This is a genomic window from Dactylosporangium sp. McL0621 (assembly GCF_049995355.1).
Taxonomy (GTDB): domain Bacteria; phylum Actinomycetota; class Actinomycetes; order Mycobacteriales; family Micromonosporaceae; genus Dactylosporangium.
In genome coordinates this window covers 2,926,449-2,943,116 of record NZ_CP188259.1, presented here as the reverse complement: position 1 = coordinate 2,943,116, position 16,668 = coordinate 2,926,449, and the positions used below count along the sequence as shown (strand labels likewise).

16 protein-coding genes are annotated in these 16,668 nt (G+C 71.8%); 7 read left to right on the top strand and 9 right to left on the bottom strand.

Features of this window, described 5'->3' with window-relative positions:
- The first annotated feature begins 36 nt into the window (after positions 1–36).
- On the top strand, positions 37–525 hold the full coding sequence (locus tag ACPPVO_RS13775) for a MarR family winged helix-turn-helix transcriptional regulator (protein ID WP_426511595.1): 489 nt from the start codon (positions 37–39) through the stop codon (positions 523–525).
- Here the strand turns inward: ACPPVO_RS13775 and ACPPVO_RS13770 are convergent.
- The 4 genes from ACPPVO_RS13770 to ACPPVO_RS13755 form a co-directional block, all read right to left on the bottom strand.
- Positions 522–1,301, bottom strand: a complete 780-nt coding sequence (locus tag ACPPVO_RS13770; protein ID WP_426511594.1) for a methyltransferase domain-containing protein — start codon at positions 1,299–1,301, stop codon at positions 522–524. The genes ACPPVO_RS13775 and ACPPVO_RS13770 overlap by 4 nt on opposite strands.
- A gap of 51 nt (positions 1,302–1,352) precedes the next feature.
- Complete coding sequence (locus tag ACPPVO_RS13765) at positions 1,353–1,907, bottom strand: phosphonate degradation HD-domain oxygenase (RefSeq protein WP_426511593.1); 555 nt, start codon at positions 1,905–1,907, stop codon at positions 1,353–1,355.
- A complete protein-coding gene (locus tag ACPPVO_RS13760) occupies positions 1,904–2,893 on the bottom strand; it encodes a hypothetical protein (RefSeq protein ID WP_426511592.1) in 990 nt (329 codons plus the stop codon). Before ACPPVO_RS13760 ends, ACPPVO_RS13765 begins: the two co-directional genes overlap by 4 nt.
- Before the next feature lie 607 nt (positions 2,894–3,500).
- The gene (locus tag ACPPVO_RS13755; protein WP_426511591.1) at positions 3,501–4,022 is read right to left on the bottom strand and encodes a hypothetical protein; all 522 of its coding nucleotides are present in this window, start codon (positions 4,020–4,022) and stop codon (positions 3,501–3,503) included.
- Between the two features lie 71 nt (positions 4,023–4,093).
- Here ACPPVO_RS13755 and ACPPVO_RS13750 point away from each other — a divergent pair, with 71 nt between their 5' ends.
- Both ACPPVO_RS13750 and ACPPVO_RS13745 read left to right on the top strand, forming a co-directional pair.
- A complete protein-coding gene (locus ACPPVO_RS13750; protein ID WP_426511590.1) occupies positions 4,094–4,474 on the top strand; it encodes a hypothetical protein in 381 nt (126 codons plus the stop codon).
- A gap of 20 nt (positions 4,475–4,494) precedes the next feature.
- Complete coding sequence (locus ACPPVO_RS13745; RefSeq protein ID WP_426511589.1) at positions 4,495–6,675, top strand: hypothetical protein; 2,181 nt, start codon at positions 4,495–4,497, stop codon at positions 6,673–6,675.
- Here the strand turns inward: ACPPVO_RS13745 and ACPPVO_RS13740 are convergent.
- From ACPPVO_RS13740 to ACPPVO_RS13725, 4 genes are all read right to left on the bottom strand, one after another.
- Positions 6,668–7,504 (bottom strand): carbohydrate ABC transporter permease, encoded by an 837-nt coding sequence (locus ACPPVO_RS13740; protein ID WP_360378007.1) that lies wholly within the window; start codon positions 7,502–7,504, stop codon positions 6,668–6,670. The genes ACPPVO_RS13745 and ACPPVO_RS13740 overlap by 8 nt on opposite strands.
- A gap of 1 nt (position 7,505) precedes the next feature.
- Positions 7,506–8,387 (bottom strand): carbohydrate ABC transporter permease, encoded by an 882-nt coding sequence (locus tag ACPPVO_RS13735; RefSeq protein ID WP_426511588.1) that lies wholly within the window; start codon positions 8,385–8,387, stop codon positions 7,506–7,508.
- A 2-nt stretch (positions 8,388–8,389) separates the two neighbouring features.
- Entirely contained in the window at positions 8,390–9,799 is a 1,410-nt protein-coding gene (gene ngcE / locus ACPPVO_RS13730) for an N-acetylglucosamine/diacetylchitobiose ABC transporter substrate-binding protein (protein WP_426511587.1), read from the bottom strand.
- A gap of 76 nt (positions 9,800–9,875) precedes the next feature.
- Entirely contained in the window at positions 9,876–10,835 is a 960-nt protein-coding gene (locus ACPPVO_RS13725) for a BadF/BadG/BcrA/BcrD ATPase family protein (RefSeq protein ID WP_426511586.1), read from the bottom strand.
- Between the two features lie 53 nt (positions 10,836–10,888).
- Between ACPPVO_RS13725 and ACPPVO_RS13720 the strand changes: the two genes are divergently transcribed.
- From ACPPVO_RS13720 to ACPPVO_RS13705, 4 genes are all read left to right on the top strand, one after another.
- Positions 10,889–11,785: a MurR/RpiR family transcriptional regulator gene (locus tag ACPPVO_RS13720; protein WP_360377998.1), complete on the top strand. Its 897-nt coding sequence runs from the start codon at positions 10,889–10,891 to the stop codon at positions 11,783–11,785.
- Positions 11,782–12,687, top strand: a complete 906-nt coding sequence (gene murQ, locus ACPPVO_RS13715; protein WP_426511585.1) for an N-acetylmuramic acid 6-phosphate etherase — start codon at positions 11,782–11,784, stop codon at positions 12,685–12,687. The genes ACPPVO_RS13720 and murQ overlap by 4 nt, the downstream gene beginning before the upstream one ends.
- Positions 12,688–12,791: 104 nt before the next feature.
- Positions 12,792–14,009 carry a C39 family peptidase gene (locus tag ACPPVO_RS13710; protein WP_426511584.1) on the top strand — a complete coding sequence of 406 codons (1,218 nt, stop codon included), beginning with the start codon at positions 12,792–12,794 and terminating at the stop codon, positions 14,007–14,009.
- Positions 14,010–14,015: 6 nt separating this feature from the next.
- Positions 14,016–15,935, top strand: a complete 1,920-nt coding sequence (locus ACPPVO_RS13705; RefSeq protein ID WP_426511582.1) for an N-acetylmuramoyl-L-alanine amidase — start codon at positions 14,016–14,018, stop codon at positions 15,933–15,935.
- Here the strand turns inward: ACPPVO_RS13705 and ACPPVO_RS13700 are convergent.
- On the bottom strand, positions 15,880–16,668 hold the full coding sequence (locus tag ACPPVO_RS13700; protein WP_426511581.1) for a C40 family peptidase: 789 nt from the start codon (positions 16,666–16,668) through the stop codon (positions 15,880–15,882). The genes ACPPVO_RS13705 and ACPPVO_RS13700 overlap by 56 nt on opposite strands.

The window sequence follows — 16,668 nt, the reverse complement described above, 5'->3', positions numbered from 1 at the left end:
AGTCACTTAGTCGCAAGCGAATGCTAGGATTCCGGCATGGACGACGTCGACCGGATCGTGGCGCAGTGGGCGCAGGAGCGGCCGGAGCTGCGCACCGATGCGATGGCCGCGTTCGGGCGGATCTACCGGCTGGCGAAGGTGCTCGGGGACCGGCAGGAGAAGGTGTACGCCGCGCTGGGCATCAACCGCGGCGAGTTCGACGTGCTCGCGACCCTGCGCCGCGCCGGCGAGCCGTTCCAGCTGCCGCCCAAGGCGCTGAGCGCGTCGCTGATGCTGACCACGGGCGGGATGACGGGGCGGCTCGACCGGCTCGAGCGGGCCGGGCTGGTGACCCGGTCCCCGGACCCCGGCGACCGGCGCGGGCTGGTCATCACGCTGACGCCGCACGGCCGCGAGGTCGTGGACGAGGCGGTGGTGGCGGGCCTGGACGCGCAGCGCGAGGTCTTCGAGCGCCTGCCCGAGGCGAACCGCAGGCGCCTCTCGGCCCTGCTGCGCGACCTCCTGGCCGCCGCCGACGGCCCCTAGACCGTGCCCGCGGCCACCCACATGGTCAGGGTGGCCAGGAAGTCGCCGCGCTCGCCCGCCTCGCTCAGCGCGCCGAACCAGTCCTCGCGCAGGTCGCCCGGGATCAGGCCGGCCTCGGCCGGGACCATCGGGTTGACCATCGGCAGCACGGCCGCGGCGGCGATGGGGTCGGGGAAGTACAGCGCGACCGGCACCGCCGTCACGTCGTGCAGCCCGGCGTGGTGCAGGCGCCGGCGCAGCGTGCGGCCCATGTCGAGGTGCTGGCCGACCACGGTGGCCAGCAGGTGCTCGCGGACCCGGGCGACCAGCGGCCGGGGCAGCCCGTCGACGGCGACGGACTCCCAGTCGGTGTCGACGAGGCAGACGCGGCCGCCGGCGCGGGTGACCCGGGCGAGCTCGGCCACGGCGCGGCCGGGCTCGGCCAGGTGCTGCAGGACCCGCTCGCAGCGCACCGCGTCGAACCAGCGGTCCGGGAAGTCCAGGGCGGTGATGTCGCCGCGCCGGTACTGCACGCAGGTCCCCTCGTCGCGGGCCCGCGCCGCGGCGATCGCGGCCTCCGAGGCGTCGAGCGCGACGATCGAGCCGGTGTCGCACAGGCGGGTCGCGAGCCACCGCGCCACCTCGCCGGTGCCCGCCCCCGCGTCGAGAATGCGCTGGCCGGGCGCCAGATGCAGGGCGGCGAACGCGACCTCCCGCACGCGCTGCATCTCGGGGTTCGCGGCCATCTGGTCCAGCGCGCAGATGAGCCGGGCGTCGGCGGGGACATCGGTGGCCATCAAGCCAGTCTCACCCGGCGCGGCCCGGCCCGGCTGCCCGGAAACCGATCGTCAATCCGACATCAGACGGACGAGCATTTCGCGGTACCACTGGAAGGCCGGCACCTTCGCGCCCGGCTCTTTGGCCTGCTCGTCCCAGCGGCGCAGCGCCACGGCGTCGGCCGCGAACCCGTGCGCGGCGAACCGGCGCACCTCGGCCGGAGACATCGGCCCGCCCTGCACGCCGAGCGTGAACCGGGACGCCTCGGACAGCCGGTCGTGGTACCCCGGCTCGACCGCGCACAGGTACCGCTTCGCCGCCACGTGCAGCCGCACCGGCTCGCACACCGCGGGCCCGAACCATCGCGCCAGCCAGGCGGCCCCGGTGTCGGAGTGCCGGTTGTCGCGGCCCTCCATGAGGTCGGCCCCCGTGAGCAGGCCCCGGAAGTGCCCGACGTCGTGCAGCAGCGCGGCGGCGACGAGGGGTTCCGGAGCCTGCGCCTGTACCGCGAGCGCCGCCGCCTGCAGCATGTGCTCGGCCTGGGTGACCGGCTCGCCGAGATAGTCCCGCGCGCCCTCGCCCTCGAAGAGCGCCTGCATCTCGTCCACCGCCGCGTCGCCGTTCATGGCTCGATCGTGCTCGCCGCCGGTGAACCGCGCCTGAACTGCGCCTCCGGCCGCTCATTACCGGGAAGGGCACGCTGCTCGAAGTACAACAGCAGCAGCGCGAGCAGAGCGAACACCACGTGGCTGACGGGCGTGATCACCGGCCCGTCGCCCATGAACGGCTTCATGGAGAAGGAGTGCCAGGCGTACGTCAGCGTCGCCCCGGCCGCGAGCGCCAGCCGGTGCCCGGCCCCCCACCCGTCACGGCGCGACCAGCGCAGCACCAGGGCCGCCATCCCGCCGAACACCACGGCCATCAGCCCCACGCTGACCCAGGTCGGCACGGAGCCGGGCAGCCGGAACAGCGCCCCGGCCACGAGCGTGAGCACGAGCACGCGCCACGCCGCGGGCACCCGGCCCGGCACGGTCTTCCGGTGCGGCCACCGGAACGCGAGCACGACCAGCGCCAGCCCGACGAGCCCGGCCCCGGCGAGCCGAGGCCACGGCGCGGTGAAGTGGTCGCTGCTCTGCGTACCGAACACGTTCAACGCCGCGCCGAGCACACACAGCACCCCGGCCACGACGAGCCCGGGCGCCCGCAGCCACGGCGTGGTGCGCGTCGCGGGGTTCAGGTTCTCCACGAGCGCGATCGGCACGCTGATGCTCCAGATCGTGTGCACAGCCAGAACGGTGATCGTCCACGGCACCGAGATGCCGAGGCCGGGCACGAACCAGTGCTGGAGCAGGTGCAGGCCCGCATAGTCGGGGTTGAACAGCGACTGCGTGACGAGGCCTTCCTCGATCACGCCGTACGCGAGCGCGAGCGTCAGCATCGTCGGCCACCCCCGCCCGGTGCGCCGCGCGAACTCGCGGATGAGAATCGCCCCGCCGCCGTACATGGGCGCGAGAAAGAGCAGCGCGAAGAGCGCGTTGATCCCGAAGTCCCCGAGCAGGAACTCGGCGACGAGGGGCGCGAGAAAGAACAGTGCCACGGCTTGTTTCCGCATACCGACAGCGTGCGCCGCAGCCCAGCCCGCGGGTAGTTTCGTGTGTACGGGATCGCCCAGTACAAATGTCAGTGCTGGTCCCCGCTCGCAACGCGGGACCACCCGAGACCCGAAAGGTGGCTCTTCCTCGCAACTCGCCGCGAGGTGCTCCAGCGACCACGAGACAGCGACGCTCGTGCTCGACGGACTCGACGAGTCCAGGCTGACCGGGCCCGAGTGCGCCGGCCTGATCCAGCGGACGGCCAAGTACCTGACGACCGACATGCGGCTGGTGCTTGCGTGCCGGACGGCGGCGTGGCTTCCCGGTGTTCAGAACGCCCTGGCCGAGGCCTTCGGCACCGACATGGCGACATTCGACCTCGTCCCGCTGACGACCGACGATGTCGCCACCTATGCGGCGGCGGTCGGCCAGGATCCAACGGCGTTCCTCCAAGCGGTGACCACCGCGCGGGCGCTGCCGCTCGTGCGGCAGCCGAACGAGCTCGTCTGGTTGCTCAGCGAGTACGCCCACCGGGAAGACCATCGCGCCAGCCTGCCCAGCACCCAGCGGGGCCTGTACGAGCGGGCCGTCCAACGACTCGCCGACGAACAGAACCCACGCCGGCAGTCACCGCTCGATCCTCCCGACATCCCGGCGATCCTGCACACCGCCGGGCGAATGGCGGTGCTGAGTCTCTTCACCGGCCGGTCGGCGTTCGTGCTGCGGCCCGGCGAGACGCCGAACGCGCTCACCGCAGAAGACTGTGCCCCGCCCCCCTCGCTGGAGATGCACGGCGATCGGCGGCACACGTCGTGCTATGCGGCGCTCGCCACCTCGCTCTTCACCGGCGAGGCCGACGGCCGCCTGCGATTCACGCACCAGACGGTGGCCGAGTACTTGGCGGCCCGGTACCTGGTCGAGTCCGAACTGCGTCCGCTTCAACTCGACGGACTGCTGCGCGGGCTCGGCGGCCAGCTGGCCCCGCAGGTCCAGGCGGTCGCGGCCTGGCTCGTCGCCCTGTGCCCCGATCGGTTCGCCGAGTTGCTCGACGCCGATCCGCTCGCGTTCATCCGGAGCAACGTCGAACTGTCGGACCCAACGTACCGGCAAGCGCTCGTCGAGCGGCTCCTGACGCTGGCCGACACCCACGCGCTGATCGACATGCGGTACCGGCAGCTCGAAGGGCTGGCCTACGACGGCATCGACGATCTCCTGCGCGAGTGCTGGCGGACACGGCCAGGAGCGTTGATGCGAGGTACCTGGCCATTCAGCTCGTCGGCCGGAACCAACTCGTGCCGCTCAACGATGCGCTGCTCTCGATCGCGCTCGCCGACGACGAACCGGTCGTGCTCCGCAACACCGCCGCCCTTCGGAGCCTCGAGCTCGCGCCGCCCACGCTCGATGCAAATCCCCTCGCCGCATTGGCACACCTGCGAGGTGAACCGCCGGACGAGGATGACGAACTCCTCGGGGCGGGACTCCGCGCCCTGCTGCGGGCCGGCTCCTCACTGGCGAGCCTCCTGGCGTTCTTGCGGCCGCCCCGCAACCCCGACCTCATCGGCAACTACAACTCGAGGACGCCATCCTTGGTGCCGCTCTGACGCGGCTGGACGATCCGGCCGTGCGAAACGAGATTGTCCGGGTGATCGGCACCCGACTCCGAAAGATGCAGGGACTGCTCAACGGCCGCGAGCTTGCGTTGTCGAACATCGCGGAGACGCACCGGCGCGGTCTCGTCCGGCAGCTGCGGCAGGACATCGGCGGACCGCAGCTACCCTGGTGGCTCCGCGACTGGGAGATGATTCGCCCGGACGACTTCGCGTGGATCGCCGGACTCGCGGTCGGCCCGGGCGAACAACCATCGGCCTGGGAACCGTGGCTACGGGCCACCTACGACGGAGGCCGTCGTGACCACCGCGAGATCGTCGATCAGGACCCGGGACTGGCCGAACTGGTACGGCCGATTGCCCGGCCCGTTCGCAGACGCCGGGCCGTCGCCGAGATGGAGGAGGGAGCGGCGCGCCTGATCGAGGCCGACCTGCGGGCCCGTCTGTTCGACTCGCTGACCGGTGACCCGGCCGAGGCGTTCTACCAGTTCTTCTTGTACGCGCCGCTGCGCAACCACCACAACATGAGCGAGCTGGACGTCACGAAGCTTCCGGGCTGGGCCGCGCTGGACGACGATCAGCGCCGCAACGCCCTGGACATCGCCGAGCAGTACCTCCGTGCCGGAACGGAGAACGGCGCCGCGCTGCTCGGCACCGACAAGGCCCGACCCGACGCGCTGGCCGCGCTGGCCGCGTTCGTCCTGCTCGACGGAGAAGGACGCGTGTTCGGCCTGAGCCGCGACCGGTGGGCGTTCTGGGCACCGGCCATCGTCCACGGACCGTACTTCCACAACGTCACCGAACCCCTCCAGAGGATTCTCGGGATAGCGCACCACGAAGTGCCGGAGGTGGTCCGCGAGGCCACCGAGCGCGAGGTCCTGGGGCAGGCCGAGTTCGGGCAGTTCACGCTGCGGCGACTCACCGCGTTCCTGGATCGCGCGGACGTCCCGTGGCTGGTGCGGTTCATCGAGGACCATACGTACGATGCGGCCACCGCCGCCGTCGCGTTCGCGCGAACACTCGAACTCGATCCGGCAACGGCCCTGCGGCTCCTCCATGCCACCTTCGAACACATCACGAGCGGCGACACCGCCATGCCGACGCGGGCCCGGCAACTTACGGTGGTCGCGCTGACGGCCGGGTACGAGCCGGCGTGGCCGATGATCCGGGATGCGCTCGCCTCCGATAAGGACGCGGCGAGGTTCGTATTCCTCAACGTCGCCGACGACCGCAGCTTCGACGGCGCGGCGTTCAACGAGTCCGAGCTGATCGAGATGTGGGAGATCCTGCGGCGTCTGTTCCCGCCCGCGGACGACCCGGTCGAGGCCGGAACACATGCGGTCAGTCCCCGCGAGGCGGCCGGGCACCTGCGGAACCGGCTTCTGACAACCTTGGCCGAGCGGGGAACGGGCGAGGCGGTCAGGTCGCTCCAGACCCTCGCCGAACGTCATCCGGACGACCCCGCGTTCGGCTACCTCGTCGCTCAGGCCCGCGCCGCCCACGGCCGCGCCGACTGGACTCCGCTGGAGCCGGGGCAGGTGAGCGTCATTCTGTCCAGCGCCCGACGCGTGCTCCGCAACGACGAGGACCTCCTCGACGCCGTGCTCGGAGCGCTGCACGAAACGCAGCAGGCTCTCCAGGCCGCGACACCACTCGCGACACTGCTGTGGAACCACGCCCCGAGATGCGCCCCGCAGGGCGATCGTGCCTGCCGGCCGAAGACCGAGGACGAGGTCAGCGACTTCCTCGACTACATGATCAGCAATCGGGTGTCCGGCGCGGTCGTCAACCGGGAGGTCCAGGTCGCCCGGTTGCAGACGTCAGGCATCGGTCAGCGCGCCGACCTGCTGATCCAGGCCCAGGCGGCCGGCAACCCCGACCGCGTGCTGCGAGTTCTCATCGAGGTGAAAGGCTGCTGGAACCCCGAGATCGTCGACGCGCTCGAACAGCAGCTCGTCGGGCGGTACCTGGCGCGTTGGTCCGGCTCAGCGGGCCTCTTCCTCGTCGCCTGGTTCGATCCGGCGCACGGCCTCAAGCCGGGCGCGTGGCGGTCGGATCCCATCCGGGGCGACCGGAACCGCCTCGGCGCCGACCTCGACGGCCGGGCCGAGCGGGCCACACTGAGTGCCGTGCGGGCCGTCCAGGCGTTGGTGCTCGACTGCTCGATGCCGTCCGAGGCGGCCGCGGCTACTTGAGGTGGCCCGCGGTCAGGCCGGACTGGACCTGGCGCTGGAAGACCATGTACAGCAGCAGTACCGGCAGCATGGCGATCGTCATGCCCGCGAAGAGCCCGCCGAAGTCGCCCGCGTAGCCCTCGTTCACCGCCAGGGCCGTCAAGCCCTGCGCCAGCACCCAGCGTTTCTCGCTCCCCTCGCCCTGCATCAGCACGATCGGGAAGATGTACTGGTTCCACTGGGTCAGGAAGTTGAAGATGCCGACGCTGATCAGGCCCGGCCGCGCCATCGGCAGCATAATGCGGAAGAACAGGCTCCAGTGTGAGCAGCCGTCGACCAGGCCCGCCTCGGCCACGGCCGTCGGGAGGGTGCGGAAGAACGCGGTCAGGAAGAAGACCGTGAACGGCAGGGAGTAGGCGGTGTACACGAGGATCAGGCCCGGCAGGGTGCCCAGCAGGCCCAGGTTCTTGACCACGAAGAAGAGCGGGACCAGGGCCAGGAAGACCGGGAAGACCATGCCGCCGGCGAAGGCGTAGTAGACGAGGCGCAGGCCGCGCAGCTCGTATCGGGCCAGTACGTATGCGGCCATCGCGCCCAGGAGCATGGTCAGGGTCAGGGCGCCGGCCACGACGATCGTGCTGTTGAGGAAGTACCGGCCCATGTGGGCCTCGTTCCAGGCGCGGGTCCAGTTCGAGAAGCGCAGCGTCGCCGGCAGGCCCCACGCGTCGGACAGGATCTCGTCGTCGCTCTTGAACGACGAGACCACCGCCCACAGCAGCGGGAACGTGGTCAGCAGGGCCCAGCCGAAGAGGAAGACGTGAGAGAAGGCGTTGCCGAGGCGTAGGCGCACGTCAGTACTCGATGCGTTCGCGGCGGGTCAGGCGCAGGGACGCGATCGCGACCGTGAGCGTGACGAAGAACATTGCGACGCCGATCGCGGAGGCGTAGCCGAACTTGGACTCGCCGAAGGCGGTGTTGTACAGCCGCAGCCCCACGACGTCGGTGCTGAACTCGGGGCCGCCGTTGGTGATGATCTGCACAAGCGCGAAGGCGTCCAGAGCGACGATCGCGAGGTACACCCACGCGACCTGGATCGTGTCCCACAGCAGCGGCACCGTGATGCGCAGCAGGGTTGTGCGCCGGCCCGCGCCGTCGAGCAGGGCCGCCTCGTAGATCTCGCGGGGGATCGACGACATCGCGGCGCCGAAGAGCACCACGTAGAAGCCGACGTTGCTCCACACCATCACGAACAGGACCGCCCAGAAGGCCACGTCGGCGTCGCCGAGCCAGGTGCGGGTCAGCGAGCCCAGGCCGACGGCGCGCAGAAAGCCGTTGACCAGGCCGCCGTTGGGGGCATACATCTCGCGCCACAGCACGCCGATGATGGCCACCGAGAGGACCTGCGGGAAGAAGTACACGATGCGGTACACGGCGCCGAACCGCACGCCGTGGATGTTGAGCATGGACGCGAAGAAGAGGCCCAGCGCGATGGTGGCGACCGGCAGCACGGCGAGCAGAATGCCGTTGTGTTTCAGGGCGTTCCAGAAGTACTCGTCCGAGAGCAGGCGCTGGAAGTTGTCGGGGCCGACGTAGTCCCACTTCGGGCTCAGGCCGCGCCAGTTCGTGGTCGAGACCTGGAACGCCTGCAGATACGGCGAGACGACGAAGACCGCGTAGACCGCCACGGCGGGCAGCAGGAACGTGATGGCGAACAGGCGCCGACCGTGGCGCATCCTCAGCTGCTCCGCTTGTACTTCTTGATGGTGTCGTCCTTCGCGATGGAGTCCGCGCCCTTCTGGCACTGCTCCACGAACTGCTTGGCGTTGATCTGCTTGGTGAACAGGGCGCCGCAGGCGGCGTCGACGAGCTCGCGCTCGAGCTTGCGGTAGTAGGAGTTGTACACCCAGTTGAAGCCCTTGTCGCCGGAGGCCTTGAGCGCCTTGGTGACCGACGCCAGCCCGGGCGGCAGGTTCACGCCCTGGTCCAGCCCGGCGACGCAGGTGAGGCTCGCGACCCGGTTGGTGAAGTCGACGGCGCCCTTCTTGGACAGCATGATGCGCAGGTACTCCAGGCCCCCGGCCAGGTTCCTGGCCTTGGCCGGCACGATGAACGGCTCGCCGGTCGTGCCGCGCAGCGCCTCGAACGGCAGCTTGTCCGACGTGGTCAGGCTCGACGTCGGCGCGACGGTCATCTGGAAGTCCGGGGGCGTGACGGCCTTCTGCTCGCTCTCCAGCCAGGACCCGCAGGAGATGAACACGGCCTTGCCCTTGCACCACTCGGTCTGCGACTGGATGTGGTCGAGCCCCTCGGAGCCGGGCATGATGTACCCGTCCACCGCCAGCTGCGAGTAGGCGTCCGCGGCGGCGAGGATCGCCTCGTGCTTCCAGGCGTTGGGCTCCAGGTTGTCGATGGCCACGAGGATGTCCTGGCCGGCCATCTTCGCCGCGGCGGACAGGATCGGCCACGACATGTACCGCGGATGCTTGCCCTGATAGGTCCACGGCGAGATGCCGGCCGCCTTGATGGTCTTGCACAGGGCGATCATCTCGTCCCAGGTCTTCGGGTACTGCCAGCCCTTGTCGTTCATGAGCTTGGCCGAGTACCAGATCCCGTAGACGGTGTAGGTGTAGTTGAGCGCCATCGTCTTGCCGTCGTAGGTGCCGGGCAGCAGCGAGCCGGGCAGCAGCGTGTCGCGCACCTTCTTGGCCGGGTCGTCGATGCTCGGCGCGTCGAGCAGCGGGCCGAGGTCGGCGAGCGCGTTCTGCGAGACGAGGCCGTTGAAGTCGATCTGGCCGGCGCCGGAGTTGTCGATGACGTCGGGCGGGCTGCCGTCGACGAACCGGGGCTGCAGGGTCTGGCCGATCTGCTGCGTCGCCGAGTGCTTGACCTGCGCCTTCGGGTACTTCTCGGTGTACATCGCCTCGTGCGCCTTGGCGTAGTCCTCGCCGAAGCCGCCGTTGAAGATGACGATCTCCAGCGGCGCGTCCTCCTTGACGCCCAGCGGGTTGACCGCGTTCTTGGCGCCCGAAGGGGTGCTGTTCGGTTTGTCGTCGTCGCCGCCGGACAGGGCACAGGCGCCGAGCGAGGCCGAGGCGGCGGCCAGCGCACCCGCGCTCAGCAGACTGCGTCGCGAAACAAGACTCATCGCCGACTCCTTCACAAGGGACGCCCGTCGATGAGAATGAAGGTTTCCTTCCAAACTTGCAAGAGGCGGAAGATTGTTACCGCGTAAGCCGCGCGTGTACCGCAGCGTCCGGAAAATCGCCTTTGACCTGCGTGATCGCCAGCCACACGGCGCCCGCCGGGCCGTAGGACGCGGCCATGGGCACGATCCGGTAACGCTCCCGCACGGCCGCCATGACGCGATCGGCCACCGGGCCCTCCGACAGCAGGACGGACCCCGCGAGAACGACGGCCGGCGGTGCGCTCCGGGCGTGCCCGGCAACCGTCGACAGCGTATGCAGCAGATGCGCCGCGGCCTCCTCGGCGAGCCCGAGCGCCACCGCATCCCCCGCCGCGGCGAGCGCGCTCACCGCCGGGGCCAGGGCGCCGAGCGCGGCCGGGGGGCGGTCGAACGCGGCGCGCAGCAGCGCCTGGGGGTCGCCGGCCGGCACCTCCAGCCGGGCGCTCAGCGCCTCCGTCAGCGCGGTGGCCGGGCCGCGGCCGTCGAGCGCGCGCAGCACGGCGCGCAGGCCCGCGCGGCCGAGCCAGACCGCCGAGCCCTCGTCGCCGAGCAGCCAGCCGTACCCGTCGCAGCGGTGCGTCAGCCGCCCGCCGGCGAACGCGGCCCCGACCGCCCCGGTGCCGGCGAGCAGCAGCAGCCCCTCCGGCGACGGCGAGCCCGCGGCGAAGCCGACCTCGAGGTCGGTCACCGCGACCACCCGCCCGCCCAGGCCCGCCGCGCGCCAGGCGTCCTCGGCCGCCGCCTGGGTCGCGGCCCGCACCGCGGCGCCGCCCGCGATCCCGACCACGCCGAGCCGGACCCGCCCGGCGTCGTGCGGGGACTTATCCAGTAGATTGCGCAGCGCGGCCGTGAGCGCCTCGGCCGGCGCCGCGCCGCTCGAGTTCCGGTTCGCCCCGCCCGACTCCGCCCGGGCGAGGATGTTTCCATCGAGGTCACTCAGCGCACAGCGCGTCGTCGTGGCACCCGCATCCACGCCGATGACCAGGGACTCCCGCATCGCGACACCGCATTCCATTGACGAAACCGACGAGGCAACGGAAACTTTTCCACATGACGGACGAAGCTCGCCAGGTCTCCACGGCCGTGAAGATCCGCGGGCTCCTGCCCTCGCTGTCGCGGGCCGAGCAGCGGGTCGGCCGGATCATCATCGAGGAGGCGGCCACCGCCGCGCAGATGACGATCACCGAGCTGGCCAAGCGCGCGGCCACCTCCGAGACCACGGTCATCCGCTTCTGCCGCGCGATCGGCGTCTCGGGCTACCCCGAGCTGCGGCTGAAGCTGGCCGCCGAGGCCGGCCGGGTGCAGGACGACCAGGCCCAGGAGGCGGTCGGCAGCGACATCAGCCGCTCCGACGACCTCGGCCAGGTGGTCAAGACGATCGCGTACGCCGACGCCCGGGCCGTCGAGGACACCGCCGCCCAGCTCGACCTGGAGGCGCTGGGCAAGGTCATCGCCGCGATCGCCGCGGCCCGCCGGGTCGACATCTACGGCGTGGGCGCGAGCGCGTTCGTGGCCCAGGACTTCCAGCAGAAGCTGCACCGCATCGGGCTGACCACCTACGCCTGGTCGGACCTGCACCTGGCGCTGACCAGCGCGGCCCTGCTCGGCAAGGGCGACGTCGCGGTCGGCATCTCGCACACGGGCACGACGGTGGACACCATGGAGGCCTTCGCCGAGGCCGGCCGCCGCGGCGCGACCACGGTCGCGCTCACCAACTTCCCGAAGTCCCCGATCACGCGGGTCGCCGACCTGGTGCTGACCACCGCCGCGCGGGAGACCACCTTCCGCTCGGGCGCGATGGCCAGCCGCCTGGCCCAGCTCACCGTGGTCGACTGCGTGTTCGTCGGCGTCGCCCAGCGCACCTACGACCGCACCCGCACGGCGCTGGAGGCGACCCGCGACGCGGTGCGAAGCCGGCGGACCAAGGCGGATCGGGGCCGCTGGTGAGCGTCTCCCCCGGGGTCTCGCCCACCGAGGAGCGCAACCCGCACACGGTCTACATCGACCAGCTGCCCACGCTCGACATGCTCAGGCTCATCAACGCCGAGGACCGCAAGGTCGCGCCGGCGGTGGCGGCGGTACTGCCCGAGGTCGCCGCGGCCGTCGAGCTCGCCGTCGCCGCGCTGCGCTCCGGCCGCCGCATGCACTACTTCGGCGCCGGCACGTCGGGCCGCATGGCGGTGCTCGACGCCGCCGAGCTGCACCCGACCTTCGGCGTCGGCTACGAACGCGTCGTGGCCCACATCGCGGGCGGCCTCTCCGCGCTGCACACCGCGGCCGAGGGCGCCGAGGACGACGTCGAGCTCGGCGCGGCCGCGGCGGCCGACCTCGGCCCCGGCGACGTGGCCGTGGGCGCGACGGCGAGCGGCACCACCCCGTACGTCGCCGGCGCACTGCGGGCCGCCCGCGCCGCCGGGGCGAGCACGGTACTGGTCTCGGCGAACCCGGCGGCGCCGCTGGCCGACCTCGCCGACGTGCACATCGCGGTCGACACCGGCCCGGAGGCGATCACCGGCTCGACCCGCATGAAGGCCGGGACCGCGCAGAAGCTGGTGCTCAACGCGCTGTCGACGGCGGTCATGGTCCGCCTCGGCCGCACGTACTCCAACCTCATGACCGACATGGTGGCCAGCAACAGCAAGCTGCGCGACCGCCAGGTGCGCATGCTGGCCCAGGCCACCGGCCTGCCCGTGCCGGCCTGCACGGCCGCGCTGGCCGAGGCCGGCGGCGACTCGAAGGTCGCCCTGGTGGCCCTGCTGGCCCAGGCACCGGTGGCCGAAGCCCGCCGGGCCCTGGAGCAGACGGACGGCGTCGTACACGCCGCACTGGTCGAGCTCCGCGGTCGGTAAAAAACCTTCGAAGCACGACAGCTGGTTGGAAGGTATCGACATCCGGGTCGATCGCGGTATAGCGTGCCATCAATCAATCGCCTCGGGTTTTCCCTGGAGGAGCGATGGCACGTATCGCCGGGGGCCTCGCGTTGGCCCTGGTTGCGACATTCCTGAGCGCGGCGCCCGCCGCCGCGCATCCGGTCACCCACGACGAGCAGATCTCATTCCAGCGCTGGCGCACCTTCTCGCACTGGGAACGCGGGACCCAGGACCAGTGGGAGACCGCCACCTGGACCTCGCCCAAGCAGAAGAACCGGTTCGGCGCGAGTGAGCTCGTCGCCTCCTGGAACGCCCAGACGCCCGCCGGCACGTGGCTGCAGGTCGAGATGGGCGGCACGTACACGAACGGCGAGTCCACGCCCTGGTACGTCATGGGGCGGTGGGCCTCCGGCGACCAGGACATCCAGCGCACCTCGGTAAACGGTCAGGGCGACGCGTACTCCACGATCTGGACCGACACGTTCTCGATCGACGACGTGTCCAAGGGCGTGCTGCTCGCCGACTACCGCCTGCGCGTCACGCTGTTCCGCAAGGCCGGCACGCACGCGTTCCCGCGGGTGTCGCAGGTCGGCGCGATGGTCTCCAACGTGCCGGACCGGTTCACGGTCGCGCCGAGCGCCGGGCACATCGCGTGGGGCCGGGAGCTCGCGGTGCCGCGCTACTCGCAGAACATCCACATCGGACAGTACCCGCAGTACGACGGCGGCGGCGAGGCGTGGTGCTCCCCCACCTCGACCGCGATGGTCGTCGGGTACTGGGGGCGCGGGCCGAGCGCGGCCGACCTCGCCTGGGTCGACCCGTCCTACGCCGACCCGCAGGTCGACCACGCGGCCCGGATGACCTACGACTACGCCTACGAGGGGGCCGGGAACTGGCCGTTCAACACCGCGTACGCGGCCACGTTCGGGCTGTCCGGCATCGTGACCCGGCTGCACTCGCTCGACGAGCTGGAGCGGTTCATCGCGGCCGGCATCCCGGTCGTCACCTCGCAGTCGTTCCTCGCCTCGGAGCTGACGGGCGCGAACTACTCGACGTCCGGGCACCTGTTCGTGGTCGTCGGGTTCACCGCGACCGGCGACGTCATCGTCAACGACCCGGCCTCGTCCTCCGACGAGGCCGTGCGCAACGTCTACTCGCGCGCCGAGTTCGAGCAGGTGTGGCTGCGCACCAAGCGCCACCGCGCGGACGGGTCGGTCGCCTCCGGCAGCGGCGGCGTCGCATACCTCATCACGCCCCCGTGGAAGCCGCTGCCGCGCGTGCCCGGCTCGGAGAATTGGTAGGTCCACATGAGACGGCTGCTCACCGTCGCGGTGCTCGGCGCCGCGATCCTCACCGCGCCCGGCGCCGCCGCGGCCGCGGACAGTCAAGGACAGCAGGACTACGCCGACGCCGCAAACGCCGCGGGTGTACCGGCTGACGTGCTCCTCGCCGTGTCGTACCTGGAGTCGCGGTGGGACACCAACCAGGGTGCCCCGAGCACCAGCGGCGGCTTCGGCCCCATGCACCTCACCGACGCGGCCGCCGTCCAGGCGCGCCACGACGGGGCCGGCGACGCGCGCGGCGACACCGCGCGACCGTCCACGGTGGACGCGCCGGCGGGCGACACGGTACCGGCGGCGCAGACCCTCGACGCGGCGGCCGCGCTCACCGGGATCGACAAGGCCCGCCTGCGCACGGACGCGCGGGACAACATCCGGGGCGGCGCCGCGCTGCTGGCCTCCTACCAGCGCGACCTCGGCGCGCCCGGCGGGGCCGGCAGCGACCCGGCGGCCTGGTACGGCGCGGTCGCCCGCTACAGCGGCGCCGGCACCGCCGACGCGGCCGGGGACTTCGCGGACGAGGTGTACTCGACCCTGCGCGACGGCGCCGACCGCGTCACCGACGACGGGCGGCACGTCACGCTGAGCGCCCACGCGGGAGTACAGCCGCAGACCTCGTGGCTCGACCGGCTCGGGCTGCCGAGGCCGCCGCGGGGCGACGTCGAATGCCCGGCGAACCTGCCGTGCGAGTGGATCCCGGCGCCCTACGCGGACCTCGGCGGCGGCGACTACGGCAACCACGACCTCGGCGACCGGCCGGCGAGCCAGAAGGTGCGGTACATCGTCATCCACGACACCGAGGAGTACTACGACCGGACCGTCCAGCTGGTACAGGACCCGGCGTACGTCAGCTGGAACTACACCATCCGCTCGGCCGACGGGCACGTCGCCCAGCACGTGAGGACCAAGGACGTCGCCTGGCACGCCGGGAACTGGTACGTCAACGCGACATCCGTCGGCATCGAGCACGAGGGGTTCGCGGCCGAGGGCGCCTGGTACACCGAGGCGATGTACCGCTCCTCGGCCAAGCTCGTGCGCTACCTCGCCGCGCGGCTGGACATCCCGCTCGACCGGGGCCACATCGTCGGCCACGACAACGTCCCCGGCACCGTGCCGTCGACCGTGAAGGGCATGCACTGGGACCCGGCGCCGTACTGGGACTGGAGCCACTACTTCGACCTGCTGCACGCCCCGTTCCGCGGCACCGGCACGGCCCGCACCGGCCTGGTCACCATCGACCCGGACTACGACGCGAACCGGCCCGCGTTCACCGGCTGCGACGGTACCGCCGCCGATCCCTGCTCCTCCCACGGCGCCTCCGCGCTTGTCCTGCACACCGCGCCCGACGCGAACGCGCCGCTGCTCAACGACCCCGGGCTGCACCCGGACGGCTCGGCGTCGACGATGGCGCTGTCCGACCACGGCTCCCGGGTCTCGGCGGGCCAGACCTACGCCGTCGCCGGGCTCTCCGGGGACTGGACCGCGATCTGGTACCTCGGGCAGACCGGCTGGTTCTACAACCCGCCCGCGCACCCCACGGCGAAGTGGGCGACGGGTCTCGTCGCGGTCCCGAAACCGGGAAGGACCACGATCCCGGTGTACGGCCGCGCGTACCCGGAGGCGGCGGCGTACCCGGCGGGCGTGCCGTACCAGGCGATCACCCCGCTGCAGTACACGTTCGCGGCCGGGCAGCGCTACGCGGTCTCCGGGGTGGTGCCGGGCGAGTACTACCGGGCCGTCTCCTTCGACGGCTCCTCCCCGGGCGACCGGACGGTCGTGCGCGGCCAGAACCGGTACGTGCAGGTCCAGTTCGGGCACCGCTTCATGTTCGTCAACCTCGACGACGTGTGGCTGGTGCCGTCACCCCTGGGCGCGCCGCGCCCGTGAGGGTGGCCACGCGCGACGGGGGCAGCGGCTCCTCGACCACGATCCGGGCGTCGCCGCACGCGTGGAGCATGGAGCCCGGGTTCACCACGATGCCGACGTGGTGGACCCGGGCGCCGGGCTGCGCGAAGAAGTACAGGTCGCCGGCGCGCTCCTCGCCCGGCGCGAGGGGCTCGGCCGCGGCCGCCTGGGCGTGGGCGTCGCGGGGCAGCCGGACGCCGGCCCGGCGCCAGGCCAGGTGGACCAGGCCGGAGCAGTCGACGCCGCCGGGCGAGAGGCCGCCCCAGACGTACACGACGCCGAGCAGCCGCCGCGCGGTCGCGAGAGGGTCGGCCGGGTCCGAACGGACGTCGGCCGCGGCCACCCACCGGGGCCCGGCGGCGCCGGGGACCCGGACGGGGAGCCAGCCGTCGCGGCCCGGGCCGGCCGCGACGAGCCGGGTGCCGAGCGGTACGCCGGGCATGGCGAGGGTGCCGTTCGGCTCGTCCCGCAGGTCCGTCGCGAGCGCATCCACGGTGGCGACCGGTCCGTCCACGGTGGACTCGTCGGCCAGCTGCGCGATCGGGAGCCAGCCGGGGTAGTCGCCCTGGTCCGGAAGCCGGACCCGGGCCCAGCCGTCCGGACGGACCTCGTCCACCACCGCCTCGTCGCCGAGCAGGGCCTGCGTCACGACGTCGGAGGGTGTCCGATGTTCGGGGTCCGACCACAGCGTGGCCAGGGGCACGCGGACGAGCAC